A 14,484-nucleotide genomic window follows, 5' to 3' on the forward strand; every position below is an offset into this window, starting at 1 on the left:
CCTGTTGGTTAATATTTATTTCACAGGACTAGTATGGGTTCCTTTTCAGAAATTTATGCAAAAAGCTTATTTCTGCTCTGCCTTCACCTCAACAGCACGTGCTTCTCTGGAAACAATTTCCTTTTTGATGTTCTCGATGAAGCTCTCTAAGGATGTCTGGCCCTCATCGCCTTTGAAACGGCTGCGGACAGATACCACTCCGTCTTCCTCTTCCTTCTGGCCAACTACAAGCATGTACGGGATCTTATTCTTCTGAGCCTCGCGAATCTTGTAGCCGATCTTCTCAGAACGGGTATCCACTTCTGCGCGGATATTTTCTGCATCCAGGGCAGCTTTTACTTTTTCTGCATAGTCCATGTACTTGTCAGAGATCGGGAGTACCTTTACCTGTACCGGAGCCAGCCAGGTCGGGAATGCGCCTGCAAAATGCTCGATCAGAATACCGATGAAACGTTCGATGGAGCCGAAAGCAACACGATGGATCATGATCGGACGATGCTTCTCGCCATCTGCGCCGATGTACTCCAGCTCGAAACGCTGCGGAAGCTGGAAGTCAAGCTGAATGGTACCGCACTGCCAGGTTCTTCCGATGGCATCAACCAGATGGAAGTCAATCTTCGGTCCGTAGAACGCGCCGTCGCCCTCGTTTACGACATAGTCCAGACCCATTTCATCCAGAGCGCTTCTCAAACCGTCGGTAGCCATCTCCCAATCTTCATCACTTCCCATGCTGTCTTCCGGACGGGTAGAAAGCTCAACATGATATTTGAAGCCGAACAGCTTGTAAACGCTGTCGATCAGCTGTGCAACCCCTTTGATTTCATCTTTGATCTGCTCCGGAGTCATGAAGATGTGCGCATCATCCTGGGTGAAGCAGCGCACGCGCATCAGACCATGCAGCTGACCGGACTTCTCATGACGGTGAACGATACCAAGCTCGCCCATGCGCAGCGGCAGGTCACGGTAGGAACGCGGCTCGGAAGCATAAACCAGAACACCGCCCGGGCAGTTCATCGGTTTGATCGCGTAGTCCTGATCATCGATCACGGTGGTGTACATGTTATCTTTGTAGTGATCCCAGTGGCCGGAGGTCTCCCACAGGCTTCTGTTTAAGATGATCGGGGTGGAAATCTCTACATAACCTGCCTTTTTGTGGATCTCTCTCCAGTACTCTAACAGGGTGTTTTTCAGAACCATGCCCTTCGGCAGGAAGAACGGGAATCCCGGGCCAGCCTCGTGCATCATGAACAGGCCAAGCTCTTTGCCCAGTTTTCTGTGGTCACGCTTCTTTGCCTCTTCCATCATGGTAATATAAGCTTCCAGTTCTTCTTTCTTTGCGAACGCAGTTGCGTAGATACGGGTCAGCATCTTGTTATGCTCGTTGCCTCTCCAGTAAGCACCTGCAATGCTGGTCAGCTTGTAAGCCTTTCCAACTTCCTTGGTATTCATTAAGTGCGGGCCTGCGCAAAGGTCAGTAAACTCGCCTTGCTTGTAGAAGCTGATCTCCTCACCCTCCGGAAGGTCCTCGATAAGCTCTACCTTGTACGGCTCCTCTTTTTCTTTCATCAGGGCCAGTGCCTCTTCTCTCGGAAGGGTAAAGCGCTCTAACGGCAGTGCTTCTTTGATGATCTTCTTCATCTCAGCCTCGATTTTTTCCAGATCGTCTGCTGTGATCGGGGTCTCGAAATCGATATCATAATAGAATCCGTCGGCAATAGACGGACCGATCGCAAGCTTTGCGCTCGGATACAGTCTCTTGATAGCCTGTGCCATAACATGGCTTGCGGTATGACGCAGTGCCGCAAGACCCTCTGCATCCTTCGCAGTCAGAATATTCAGCTCACAGTCCTTATCAATGACCGTACGCAGATCCTCTGTCTGTCCGTCCACTTCTCCGACGCATGCCACGCGTGCCAGTCCTTCGCTGATGTCACGGGCAATATCGATAATGGACATAGCCTGTGCATATTCTTTTTTGCTTCCATCTTTTAATGTGATGATCATGCCTTTTTTCCTCCTGGTATTCTTTATTAAAATGATGATACAAGGGACGATAAGGATTTTCAAAAATGAAATAAAAAAGTCCCCTGCCTGATGCGCTCTGCGCACCGGACAAGGGACGACAATTCTTTTATCGCGGTTCCACCCTGTTTGCCGCCTGATATTTCAGACAGCCGCTTCATTCTGATGGTAACGGAATCACCGGATCCGATTAAGGACCACTCCGAGCTGGTTTTCCTGCCGGCTTCCTCATAAGATGCTCACACCACTTGCATCTCTCTCTGAATGACTCTGCCAGAGTACTCTTCTCATCAACGTGTTAGCATATGAAGATATCTCTCATATCTTCACTGATTATAGCACGCAAGACCCAGATGTCAAGCACTAAAAACTGAATTTCTTCCGAAACAGCGTCTTAATCCATACTCGCGTTTAAAGAGCGCATAGCACTCATGCAGCTGAGTTCATTTCCATCTATATCACGGAGCTGTCCATCCTGGACAAAATTGTATACATGGATGTTATCCAGGTACAAATCACCATCCGCTTCAAAGCTTACCTCATAGAACCCCCTTCTGCCAAGATTCAGATCATACTGCCTTGCCCCGTTTACCTCCACAGTCCGGCTCATGGCCCCAAGCTTTACGGTCAGCGTTGCCGGTCCGTCACTGTCTGCGGTAAAACGGACATGGCCATCGTGAGTACTGCGGCCCCCGATCCGGTGTCCTACTTTCTGGGAAAGGCTTCCTCCGCTCTCAAGATAAAGCTGATTGCTGCCAGCCCGTTCTACCACGCGGCCGCCAGTCACATTCCATCCCCTGGTCCCCAGGGCGAACTGATGATTATAAACCGGATTATTCGTATAATTCCGGTATGTCCAGACCGCATAACCGTTTGTATGGGTCCGCAGCGTATCCGGAATTCCGGTAAGGTACGCCCCGCGATGGCTTTCTGCCAGTCTTGCATTCTGTTCAAAGCCTTCCGTCGCATCCATGTAAAGAAGCTGGTCAATAAAAACCGGCTTGCCTCCATTATTGGCCCGGACAAGAGAAAGCTGTTCATTCATGGTCTTTATGGCTTCCTCTGCAGAAAGCACATTTCCAAAACCGTGCCCCATGGATACACTGTACATCAGGGAGGTGTACTCTGCGTTACCACATTGAAAAGTACCATAATGCGATGCTCCTGTTTCTCCGTTTCCATCCTGTGCACTCACAGGATCGACATCCAGCCGGACCTCCATAGACAGTCCCGGAAATACCTTCTGGGTATCTTCCAGAAGATCATTCAGGAAGTCATCGTAAAAATCATAAAACAGCTTAAAGGCATAATCTTTCCTGGCAGGAATATAGATATTGTCATAGCTGGTAAATACTTCTTTTGGCTGATAATATTCGTTCACCTGTTTTAAGGAATAATGTTTTTTCAGCCACGCCTGATAGCCGCAGTTCTTCGCCGCAATGCGGCTGTTAGCTCCTCTTCCAAGGTTCCCTGCATCTTCGATATAGTTCCAGAAATCCTCCCAGGTCATAAATCCTCCGTGGAAGTTGGAATGAGCCGATGCCGTCCGGTAGATCTGTTTTGCATATGCCAGCCACGCCGCACGGGTAGATGAGTCTTTTAACAGATCACGAAAACGTCCTGTTGTCACATCATCGTTATAATAGTCCCATACATAGCCAACCCGCAGTTCCACCATAAGCCCGTGGGCATTTGCGACATTCATAACCTTGTCGAGTTTCTGAAACGCGTAACGGTTGTAGGAAAGTGGGAGTACCCCGGGCTGAAATTCCCGCCACGGAACCACCAGCACAATACTGTTAAAACCATCTGCCGCGATCTGTGCCAGTTCTTCATCCATGTGATCGCTCTCCGAGTTCCAGAAGTTGCTCACCCAGGCATCCGAAACATAAGTTGCCGCTTTCAGGTAAGAAGGCGCCGCCTCACTGCGAATACCGGATAGAGACACGGACACTGCCACCGCGATCGCCGTGAACCCCATTCCGAGGGTACGGACCAGCTTGTTCTTTTTCATATGTAACTCCGCCATTTTCCCGTTACTCACCAACATATGCATGTAACGTTTTTCTTCTGTTATACCAGATTTTAGCATAGTTACATACGGTCCGTCAATGTTGCTCGTTAACAGCGTAATTTTCAGTTCAGAAAATTCCTACCTGTTGACAGCAGCATTTTCTCCTGTTGCATAATTGATCATAACCCCCGGCTGCACATTATACACGTAAACGCAGTATTCCACACCATCACCCTCATCTTCTACAGATTCTGCCTCCATCAGCACACCGGATGCCACCAGGTTGTCTCCCTCAAAGACCGGCGTCACCCGGTAGAGCACATGGTTGTCTGTTTCTTTGACGTAATCTGCCACCAGATTCTCGAAAGGCAGCATACCATCGACATTCAAATAACGGGTACCGGTGATCAGATTTTTTTCATTGGCATTCTCGGCGGTTAGCTGGTAACCGATGAGATGGCAGCGATTGTACAGGTATTTGCCATCCACAAAATCATATTTGGAGATCTGCCAGCCGCTTGGCTTCACTTTGCTGATGGAACCACGCTTTTCCGTAGGCATCAGATCTGTGCCGACACTGGCATAAGCCGTGCTGCAGCGCCCCAGGTTATCCAGATCACTGTAGTATTCAAAGGATTCACTGGTCAGATCAGAAGCTGTAAAGTATGGGATATTGCCATTTACAATGGCATATGGCTCCCCGGAATAGGCCGGGATAGCCGCAAGATCCACGTAGACCTCTGCGCCCGCGCCGATTTCCGTGCCGGATGGAACTGTGGCAAAATCACTGCTGTCTCCAGACGCAGCCTGGCCGCTGCCATCTGCTGCCGGTGTTTCACTATCTGGTGTTTCTGATATCGCATCATCTGGCGCGGCGCTGCCTGCAGGTACCTCTGCATTTCCGCCATCTCCGACGGCCTGAGAAGTTTCGGCATCCACTGTAGTTTCATAGGCATCCAGAATATTGTCCACAGCCTGCTCCAGCTGCCCAATGTTTTTCTGGCTGACACCCACCGCCGCCAGAATCATGGCCACAACGGCGAAAATGGCCGCTCTGCCTTTCTTTCTCGCTTTCGCCTTTTTATAGCGCTTCACGCCGTGCTTCGCCTGATTGTATACATTCTTTTTTCTGCTCATGGTGTATTTCTCCTGCTGTCGTTGATTTTTGTATTCCTGTTTATTTTCGCATAAATCATAGATTTGTCAAGAATGTATGTTCGATTATTTTTCAAATACTCCTTCCGTTCATTGACAAATAAGAAACTGCATGCTACAATACACATGTTTCTATCATCGGCAGGTCACGATGAGCCAGTAAGGGGTTGTACTGGTTTCGACGGGGATCATGCAGCTGGTGAAGCTATCCGCATGCGGTGCGTTAAACGGCAAAATTAAAATTAAACGCTGAAGATAATTTAGCATACGCAGCCTAATGGCTGCTGTCAGCCTTAGTGCACTCACACATTAAGAATCTGGCATCGACTATGTGAGAAACGACATGTACTAAGCTTTGCGTGCATGGGCGTATCATGAAGCTACTGAAACCGCAAGAGTGTCTGTTCCCGTGCGGCAGAGGGAATGTCAAATAACAGACTATGATAGTAGAAGAACAGGGAATTGGTTTTCGGACAGGGGTTCGATTCCCCTCAGCTCCACTTAAAAAGTCGCGCAAATACGCGACTTTTTCTTTTTGTTTTCTTTCTAGCTTAAGCTCCAAAAAAGCTCCGGCGCCAAAATGCCAGAGCTTTTTTCATATATTCTCTCAATTACTATTTGATCTTGTGGATCCAGCCTACCGGAGCTTCAATCTTGCCCATCTGGATGCCGGTTAAGGTATCGTACAGTTTCTGGATGGTCGGTCCCATCTTCTCCATGCCGCTCGGGAAGCAGATTTCTTTGCCGTGGTCTACAACCTTACCCACCGGTGAGATCACTGCTGCAGTTCCGCACAGTCCGCACTCTGCGAAATCGCCAAGTTCAGACAGTTTTACCGGGCGCTGGGTTACTTTCAGGCCAAGGTAATTCTCTGCTACATATACCAGGGATCGTCTGGTGATGGACGGCAAAATAGAATCAGACTTCGGAGTTACCAGCTCGCCATCTTTTGTTACGAACAGGAAGTTTGCTCCTCCGGTCTCCTCTACATAGGTTCTGGTTGCCGGATCCAGGAACATATTCTCATCGAATCCGTTTGCATGGGCAACCTCATGTGCATGCAGGCTCATTGCATAGTTTAAGCCAGCCTTTACATGACCAGTTCCGTGAGGTGCAGCACGGTCGAAGTCACTGACACAGATGGTGATCGGCTTCGCGCCACCCTTAAAGTACGGACCTACCGGAGTGACGAGAATACGGAACTGATACTCGTTGGACGGTTTTACGCCAATAACCGGTCCTGAAGCAAACATATATGGGCGGATATAAAGAGTTGCCCCGCTACCATACGGCGGTACCCATGCCTCGTTCGCTTTAACAACCTTGTCCAGAGCCTCCATGAAACGTTCTTTCGGGAACTGCGGCATCTCCAGTCTTGCGCAGGAGTCCATCATACGCTCTGCGTTTAAGTCCGGGCGGAAGGTTACAATGCTGCCGTCCTCGGTGGTATATGCCTTTAAACCCTCAAAGCACTCCTGACAGTACTGCAGGATACCTGCGCACTCGTTGATGACCACGTTCGGATCCTCGGTGAGGGTACCCTCATCCCATTTTCCATCTTTATAATTTGATACGTAGCGGTAATCGGTTGTTACATAGCTGAATCCGATATTGCCCCAGTCAAGATTTTTCTTTTCCATTGTCTTATCCTCCATCTCTGGTTTCCCATGGACCCCGATGCGGTATCCTGATGCATTTGCCGTTTTGTCATCCGCGGGAAGATTTGTAATCGATTGATTAATGAACATTATAGACCCGACTGTTCTGAAAATCAATGGTTGATTTTCAATTCCCCTATACATGTGCTTCATGATAGATATAATTCGAATTCATAATGTCATTCTATTTCATAACTTTACACACCTGTTTTCCTGACATTCCGGACTCAGTTTTCCCAGAAACAGATCGATATTCCGACTGATTTATTTTTCTTTGCCATCCCATGCACCCTTTTCGTCTACATAATATCCATCTGGTGTTTTCTGTCCGGCATACATAATGCCCCTTCTACCATCAGATACCGGATGGAAATAATACCAGACACCATCGATCAGAACCCAGCCAGTCTGCATGCCTCGTTCCGGATCCATATAGAACCAACCGCCAAATGCTTCATCCCTAAGCCAGCCAGTTTTCGCATAACCATTCTCGTCAAATGCCCACCAACTGCCATTGATATATTCCCAAGCATACGCATATGTCAGCGCATTTTCAAGTGAAGAAAAACCAGCTTTCACTCTTACATCCCCTTGTTTCAGATATAAAAGGAAAACTGTTTTTTTCGTCACTTATCTCAACTTCTGCTTATAATCCCGCTCCACCTCGCGGCGCTGATCCTTCTTTGCAATATCATCACGCTTATCGTAAAGCTTCTTGCCTCGCGCCAGGCCAATCTCCACCTTTACCAGGCTGCCCTTAAAGTACACCTGCAGCGGCACCAGAGTCAGGCCTTTTTCGCGGATCTTGCCCTCCAGTTTGTTGATTTCGCTGCGGTGCATGAGCAGCTTTCTGGCCCGGAGCGGATCTTTGTTAAAGATGTTGCCCTTCTCGTACGGATTGATATGCATGCCGTAAATGTAGACCTCATTCTTGTCGATCCGCACAAAAGCTTCTTTTACGCTGCACTTGCCCATCCGGATGGATTTGACTTCCGTTCCGAACAGTTCAATGCCGCACTCAAATTTCTCATCGATAAAATAGTCATGGTAGGCCTTCTTGTTATTTGCCACCAGCTTGATTGCTTCTTTCAAAACAAAACCTCCTGTCTTTTCCCCGGTTTTGAAGCTTATTCCTCTTCTGGAAGCTCCATATTCTTTGCCGGGATAAAATCGATTGTTTTGGTAAGCCGGTCGGTGCCGGTTACCACCACCTGGATCTTCTGTCCAAGCTTGTAGGTTTTTCCGCTCATCTCGCCCCGAAGCTCCATGCGCTCCTCATTGAATACGTAGTAATCTCCGTGCAGCTCATTGACATGAACCAGCCCCTCCACCGTATTCGGCAGCTCCACATAGAAGCCCCAGTTGGTCACACCGGAAATGACACCATCAAAGATCTCGCCAATGCGCTTGGACATGTACTCACACTTCTTGAGTTTGATGGTCTCGCGCTCCGCTTCCTCCGCACGCCGCTCCGTGGCAGAACACTGGATGGTCACGCCGGTCAGGATCTTATCGTAATGAGCGATGCGTTTCTCACTCAGGCCGCCACGCAGATTTTCCTTAATAATGCGGTGGATCTGCAGATCGGGATAACGTCGGATCGGAGAGGTGAAATGGGTATAATACTTCGCAGCCAGGCCGAAATGTCCGCTGCAGACAGGCATGTATTTTGCCTGCTTCATGGAACGCAGGGTCAGACGGCTGATGAGTGCTTCCTCTTCGGTTCCTTCAATCTTTTTCAGAAGCTTCTGCAGCTCCTTCGGATGCACCTCACCATCATGAGTGCGGATGGTATATCCAAAGTTATTGATAAACACACCCAGGCGCTTCATCTTCTCCGGGTCCGGGTTGTCGTGGGTACGGTACACAAACGGAAGCTCCTGCCAGAAGTAATCCTCCGCAATGGTCTCATTCGCCATCAGCATAAAATCCTCAATGATCTTGGTTGCCGCGTTGCGTTCATATGGTTTAATATCCACCGGTCGCCCCTTCTCATCCAGGATGATCTTAGACTCCGGAAAGTCAAAATCGATGGAGCCGCGCTGATGCCGCTTTTCCCGCAGAATGTCCGCCAGCTCTTTCATAAGGTCGAACATCTCTACAAATCCCGCGTACTCTTCCATGTTTTTTTCATCGCGATCTGTCACAATGGCATTCACCGCGGTGTAAGTCATGCGGCGGTCTACCCGGATCACGGTCTCCGCGATCTCATGCCCAAGCACGCGTCCCTGCGGATCAATCTCCATGATACAGCTGAGTGCCAGACGGTCTGTACCCTCATTCAGGGAACAAATGCCGTTGGAAAGCTTGTGCGGCAGCATCGGGATGACCCGGTCTACCAGATACACACTGGTGCCGCGGTTTAAGGCTTCCTCGTCAAGCGGGCTTCCCTCGGTCACATAATGGCTGACATCTGCAATGTGGACCCCCAGCCTGTAACCATAGCTTTCCCGGCTGATGGTGATGGCGTCATCCAGGTCCTTGGCATCCTCGCCATCGATGGTGACGGTCTGCCAGTCGCGGATATCCTTGCGTCCTGCCAGATCTTCCTTTGCTACCTCATCCGGGATGCGGCTTACCTGCTTCATGACCTCCGGCGGATACTCGTCCGGAATGCCATAAGCCTTCACGATCGATAAAATATCGGTTCCCGGATCATTGACATGACCAATGATTTCCGTGATAATACCTTCCGGTTTTTTGCGTTCTCCGCCGAAATCTGTCAGGTGTACCACAACCTTGTGGCCGGTCACTGCGCCCATATCTTTGCCCTGGGGAATGAACACATCGGCATTGATTTTCTGGTTATCCGGCACCACAAAGCCGAAATTCTTGTTTTTCTGGTAAAAGCCAACGATGGTCTGGTTCGCCCGCTCAATCACCCTGATAACGGCACCCTCCGGGCGTTTTCCCTTGGAAGCCGGACTCGCCGTAATCTGCACGGTATCCCCGTGCATGGCATCTTTTGTCTTCTCCGCCGGAATAAACACATCCTGGTCCATGCCTTCTACAGTCACGAAGCCAAAGCCCTTTGCATGACCGCAGAATGTTCCGGTCAGGGTGAAGGCCTCCGGCTTTCCATACTTGCCGCGTTTGGAAATTCCGACCTTTCCTTCTGCCACCAGGGCATCCAGAACCTCCTTTAATTCATCCCGCTTCTCCCGCGGAACATCTAACAGCATAGCCAGTTCCTTAATCTTCATGGGAACATAGGTCGGATCGTTGATCAGCGCCAGCATTGCTTCTTTTCTTTCCTTTAATAATTCTTCTGTCATAATCCCTCTCTGTAAATCAAATATATCCTGGCACATTTTTGTGCCGGGTACAATTCTCAGTGATATGAAAAAACTCTGTGATGCGAGAAAAGCACCCTTGTTTCCAAGAGTGCTTTATCCTACGCTTAAACTAAATTTAATACGATTGCAAGTACCATAAATGCTACTGCCGCAAATGTCGTGAACTTTTCCAGGGTACCTTCCATGGAACGTCCTTTATTCTTTCCCCAGTAGGTCTCTGCCATACCGCCGATAGCGCCAAGGCCCTGAGACTTGCCCTCCTGAAGTAATACGATCACGGTCAAAGCCAGACATATAAGAACGAAGATCACGGATAAAATCGTTTTCAGCATTGCATGCACCTCCTAATAGTCAAACACTGACATTTTATCATAGGATAACTGAAAACACAAGTGGTTTTAGCTTCTCAGTTCGATTCCGTAGGTTTTTCCAAGCTGTTTGAGGATCTTCTTGACATATCCGTCCACGGTATCTGCGCCAAATGCCTCTTCCTTCGGAGTGAATAAAACAGTGAAGGCCATGGACTTCTTGTCCTCGGCGATCTGCTTTCCTTCGTAGACATCGAACAGAGTAACCTCTTTGACGAAAGCGCATGCCTCGCGGATGCAGTCCTCTACCTGACCGCAGGTAATGTCTTTGTCCATAACCAGTGCCAAGTCACGCTTCTCCTCTGCGAACTTTGGAAGCGGCTCAAATACCGGAGCCTTGCCATACCATTTTTCCAGAGTCTTCATGCTGATTTCCAGAACATAGGCATCCTCACGCATTGCCTCGTCCTTCATGATCTCATATTTTACTTTACCAAGATAACCGATCTCCTCGCCCTCGCAGAAGATTGCCGCAGTCTGGTACGGATGCAGGAACGGCTTTTCTGCCTTCTCATAGGTGAAGGAAACGTGCAGAACATCCGCAACGGTCTCAGCCATGCCCTTTAAAGTGAAGAAAGACTCATTCTTGCCGAATACACCGATACAAAGAGTCTCGCGCTCGTCCGGATACTCGGTAAGCGGCAGGGACTTCGGAATGAACGCATTTCCGATTTCGAAGATGCGTCCCTCGAAGATACCTCTCTTCTGGTTGCGTCCCATAGCGTGGATCATCTGCGGAGCCAGTGTGGTTCTCATCAGGGACAGATCCTCATTGATCGGGTTCATGATGCGGATTGCCTTACGTTCCAAGGCATCCCCTGCAAAGCCCATCTGGTCTAAATCAGACGGGGAGAAGAAGGAATAATGGATTCCCTCAAATGCGCCGACGCTGCACAGGGCTCTCTTGACCTTCAGGATGGTCTTCTGACGCAGATTGCTTCCGCCGATGGTTACCTTTGCGGTCGGGAGGAAGGTGGAATTGATGTGCTCATAGCCATACATACGGATGACTTCCTCTGCTACATCCGGGTAATCCTCCATATCCTCACGGTATGCCGGGAAGTGCATGGTCAGCTCGTCGCCGTTAATTTCCGGCTGGAAGTTTAAGCCGGTCAGGATACGTAAGATATCCTCATCCGGAACGGTAATACCCAAAACACCGTTGACCTTCTTAATGCTGGTCTTGAAGGTAACCGGCTCTAAGGAATTTCCGGTGTTGACATTTTTATGGGTTTTGGAAACTTTACCAACGCCCAATTCTTCTACCAGATGCAGGGCACGCTTCATGGCCATCTCGGTTGCGTACTCATCGACACCCTTGGAGTATCTCTGGCTTGCGTCAGAGGACTGGCCCAGGGCACGGGAGCTTCTGCGGATGTTGTCACGGGCAAATTTTGCGGACTCAAACATCACCTCAGTGGTGGTATCGCGGATCTCAGAGTTTAAACCGCCCATAATACCAGCCAACGCAACCGGCTTCTTTCCGTCACAGATCACCAGGTTGTTCGGGTTTAAGGTGAACTCCTTCTCATCCAGGGTAACGATCTTTTCGCCCTCGTTTGCGCGTCTTACCTGGATCGCATTGCCCTCCAGGAAATTGCAGTCAAATGCGTGGAGCGGCTGGCCCAGCTCACGCATGATGTAGTTGGTGATGTCCACGATATTGGAGATGGAGTTATTGCCGACTAAAGCCAGGCGTCTTCTCATCCATGCCGGTGACTGGCCCAGCTTCACATCGTATACATAGTGGGCAATATAGCGCGGGCACAGATCCTGCGCATCCACGGTTACCTCAAAGCCCTCTTTTTCCACCTCGGTCTCGGTGTAATCCAGAGCCGGTGTTTTCAGTGGCTGGCCCAGTGCTGCTGCCACCTCTCTTGCCAGACCGAAGATGCTCTGGCAGTCCGGGCGGTTTGCAGTGATGGAAACATCAAAGATCCAGTCGTTCAGTCCTGTAAGCTCTTTCACATCGGCTCCAATCTTGGCATCCTCCGGCAGTACCAGAAGGCCATTGTAGCCGGCGCCCGGATACAGGTCTTCGTTTAAGCCAAGCTCCGTTCCGGAGCAGAGCATACCATAGGACTCATAGCCTCTCAATTTGCCTTTTTTGATGGTTGCCACACCCTCAATGGTAACGTGGTCCTTTGCGGTTGCGTATACCTGGGCGCCAACCATGGCTACCGGATATTTGCCGCCTGCCTTGACATTGTCAGCGCCGCAGCAGATCTGTAACAGCTCCGGTCCGCCTACGTTGACCTGGCATACATGAAGATGGGTCTCCGGGATCGGCTCGCAGGACTCCACGTAACCAACTACGATTCCGCTGATGTCCTTACCCACCTGCCATTTTTCTTCTACTTCAAATCCACAGTCAAAGAGTTTGGTCTCCAGTTCATCTGCGGAAACATTAATATCTACATAGTCATTTAACCAGCTTAATGGTACAAGCATTTCTAATCCTCCTGTCCTGATCAGTCATCAATCTGATCTAACACGCGCAGATCAGACTCAAAAAGCATCTTGATATTGTTGATGCCATATTTCAGCATTGCGATACGCTCCAGACCAAGGCCGAAAGCAAATCCGCTGTACTTCTCGGAATCGATGCCGCAGTTCTCCAGCACCTTCTTGTTTACCACACCTGCGCCCAGAACCTCGATCCATCCGGTTCCCTTGCACAGTCTGCAGCCTTTGCCTCCACACTGGAAGCAGCTGACATCCACCTCAACGGATGGCTCCGTGAACGGGAAGTAGGACGGACGCAGTCTTGTGCGGGTGCTCTCGCCAAAGATTCTCTGAACGAACATGTCCAGCATGCCCTTTAAGTCGCAGAGAGTGATACCCTCGTCTACAACCAGGCCCTCCATCTGGCTGAACATCGGAGAATGGGTCGCATCGTCATCGGAACGGAATACCTTACCAGGAGAAACAACCTTGATCGGCGGCTTCTTGGCTTCCATGACATGAACCTGACCTGCGGAAGTCTGGGTACGCAGTAAGAACTCCGGAGACAGGTAGAAGGTATCCTGCATATCGCGTGCCGGATGGTCCTGAGGAGTGTTCAGTGCAGTGAAGTTATAGTAATCAGTCTCGATCTCGGTACCCTCATACACTTCAAATCCCATAGACGCGAAGATGTCCGTCAGTTGATTGCGCACGGTGGTTACCGGATGCAGATTGCCATAGCGGATTTTAACCGGCGGCATGGAAATATCGATCTTTTCGGATTCGTAGCGCTGCTGCTGCTCTTTCTCTTTTAATTTCTGGTCCAGCTCGTCGAAGAACTGGTTTGCCCACTCTTTTGCGCCGTTGATAGTCTTACCGAACTCTGCCTTCTGGTCGTTCGGCACATTGCGCATTTCCTTCATCAGCAGACCAATCCGGCCCTGCTTGTTATCCAGAAAGGTCTTCTTAAACTCATAGACACTTCTGGAAGTGGTCAGAGCATCTGCGCCCTGACGGATCTCTTCTTTGATCGCAGCGATCACTTCATTCAGCTCTTTTAAATCCTGCATGATTTTTCTCCTTTATAAATATAAAACCTTTGATTTGCAATCCGCACATGTGATGATAAGAGGGAAACAAAAAGTCCCTCTGCACAATGTGCAAAGGGACGATAATCTACCGCGGTACCACCCAGTTTCCTGTGAATAAAATATCCACAGACACTTTCCGGTATGTAACGTACACCAGACGGCAATGCCTACTCCGCCAAAACTCCGGTACACTTTTCATCATACACCGCAGTTCTTTCATTCAGCAATGCAGCTCCCGTGGGAAATTCGGATATCTGTCTGAACGGAAAGAGGCTCACAGCCGCCGACCTCTTCTCTCTGACCGGAAACAGTATCTTAAAACACGATCTCAGCTTTTACTTTTGTAATTTGTGATTGCAGGTATGTCTGTCCAAAAGAAACAGTCATAATCTACTGACCATTCTAGTCAGTTTAGCAAGAAAAGTCAAGGTTTTT

The 14,484-nt window shown here is 49.4% G+C and carries 9 protein-coding genes, 1 other RNA gene, 1 pseudogene and 1 other annotated feature; of the genes and pseudogenes, 1 reads left to right on the plus strand and 10 read right to left on the minus strand.

The annotated features are described in order from the left end of the window. Positions 1–66: 66 nt before the first annotated feature. From thrS to DW819_RS07275, 3 genes and pseudogenes are all read right to left on the minus strand, one after another. A complete protein-coding gene (gene thrS, locus DW819_RS07265; protein ID WP_118732728.1) occupies positions 67–2,004 on the minus strand; it encodes a threonine--tRNA ligase in 1,938 nt (645 codons plus the stop codon). A gap of 108 nt (positions 2,005–2,112) precedes the next feature. Further along, positions 2,113–2,325 (minus strand) — a binding site (T-box leader). Positions 2,326–2,416: 91 nt separating this feature from the next. Then, positions 2,417–4,036 (minus strand): glycoside hydrolase family 5 protein, encoded by a 1,620-nt coding sequence (locus tag DW819_RS07270; RefSeq protein WP_147353164.1) that lies wholly within the window; start codon positions 4,034–4,036, stop codon positions 2,417–2,419. 159 nt (positions 4,037–4,195) lie between these two features. Beyond that, positions 4,196–4,762, minus strand: a pseudogene (locus DW819_RS07275) (DNA/RNA non-specific endonuclease); the annotation flags it as partial. A 592-nt stretch (positions 4,763–5,354) separates the two neighbouring features. On the opposite strand from DW819_RS07275, the gene ssrA reads away from it, so the two are divergent. After that, positions 5,355–5,694: a transfer-messenger RNA gene (gene ssrA / locus DW819_RS07280) on the plus strand. A gap of 111 nt (positions 5,695–5,805) precedes the next feature. Here ssrA and DW819_RS07285 read toward each other — a convergent pair. From DW819_RS07285 to pheS, 7 genes are all read right to left on the minus strand, one after another. Then, entirely contained in the window at positions 5,806–6,846 is a 1,041-nt protein-coding gene (locus DW819_RS07285; RefSeq protein WP_118732730.1) for a branched-chain amino acid aminotransferase, read from the minus strand. A 267-nt stretch (positions 6,847–7,113) separates the two neighbouring features. Beyond that, a complete protein-coding gene (locus tag DW819_RS07290) occupies positions 7,114–7,479 on the minus strand; it encodes a hypothetical protein (protein ID WP_243025671.1) in 366 nt (121 codons plus the stop codon). Next, positions 7,480–7,941: an SsrA-binding protein SmpB gene (gene smpB / locus DW819_RS07295; RefSeq protein WP_279220943.1), complete on the minus strand. Its 462-nt coding sequence runs from the start codon at positions 7,939–7,941 to the stop codon at positions 7,480–7,482. Between the two features lie 35 nt (positions 7,942–7,976). Then, entirely contained in the window at positions 7,977–10,124 is a 2,148-nt protein-coding gene (gene rnr / locus DW819_RS07300; protein WP_118732732.1) for a ribonuclease R, read from the minus strand. Between the two features lie 125 nt (positions 10,125–10,249). Then, positions 10,250–10,477 carry a preprotein translocase subunit SecG gene (secG, locus tag DW819_RS07305; protein ID WP_118529954.1) on the minus strand — a complete coding sequence of 76 codons (228 nt, stop codon included), beginning with the start codon at positions 10,475–10,477 and terminating at the stop codon, positions 10,250–10,252. 66 nt (positions 10,478–10,543) lie between these two features. Further along, on the minus strand, positions 10,544–12,964 hold the full coding sequence (gene pheT, locus DW819_RS07310) for a phenylalanine--tRNA ligase subunit beta (RefSeq protein ID WP_118732733.1): 2,421 nt from the start codon (positions 12,962–12,964) through the stop codon (positions 10,544–10,546). Positions 12,965–12,984: 20 nt separating this feature from the next. Beyond that, positions 12,985–14,028, minus strand: a complete 1,044-nt coding sequence (pheS, locus tag DW819_RS07315; RefSeq protein ID WP_118732734.1) for a phenylalanine--tRNA ligase subunit alpha — start codon at positions 14,026–14,028, stop codon at positions 12,985–12,987. Positions 14,029–14,484 lie beyond the last annotated feature (456 nt).

Source organism: Clostridium sp. AM33-3 (assembly GCF_003480315.1).
GTDB lineage: Bacteria > Bacillota > Clostridia > Lachnospirales > Lachnospiraceae > Brotaphodocola.

Excerpts from the sequence above, each read along its gene's own strand:
- DW819_RS07270 (WP_147353164.1), bottom strand. The coding sequence starts at position 4,036 with ATGAAAAAGAACAAGCTGGTCCGTACCCTCGGAATGGGGTTCACGGCG.
- rnr (WP_118732732.1), bottom strand. The coding sequence starts at position 10,124 with ATGACAGAAGAATTATTAAAGGAAAGAAAAGAAGCAATGCTGGCGCTG.
- thrS (WP_118732728.1), bottom strand. The coding sequence starts at position 2,004 with ATGATCATCACATTAAAAGATGGAAGCAAAAAAGAATATGCACAGGCT.
- pheT (WP_118732733.1), bottom strand. The coding sequence starts at position 12,964 with ATGCTTGTACCATTAAGCTGGTTAAATGACTATGTAGATATTAATGTT.
- DW819_RS07285 (WP_118732730.1), bottom strand. The coding sequence starts at position 6,846 with ATGGAGGATAAGACAATGGAAAAGAAAAATCTTGACTGGGGCAATATC.
- secG (WP_118529954.1), bottom strand. The coding sequence starts at position 10,477 with ATGCTGAAAACGATTTTATCCGTGATCTTCGTTCTTATATGTCTGGCT.
- pheS (WP_118732734.1), bottom strand. The coding sequence starts at position 14,028 with ATGCAGGATTTAAAAGAGCTGAATGAAGTGATCGCTGCGATCAAAGAA.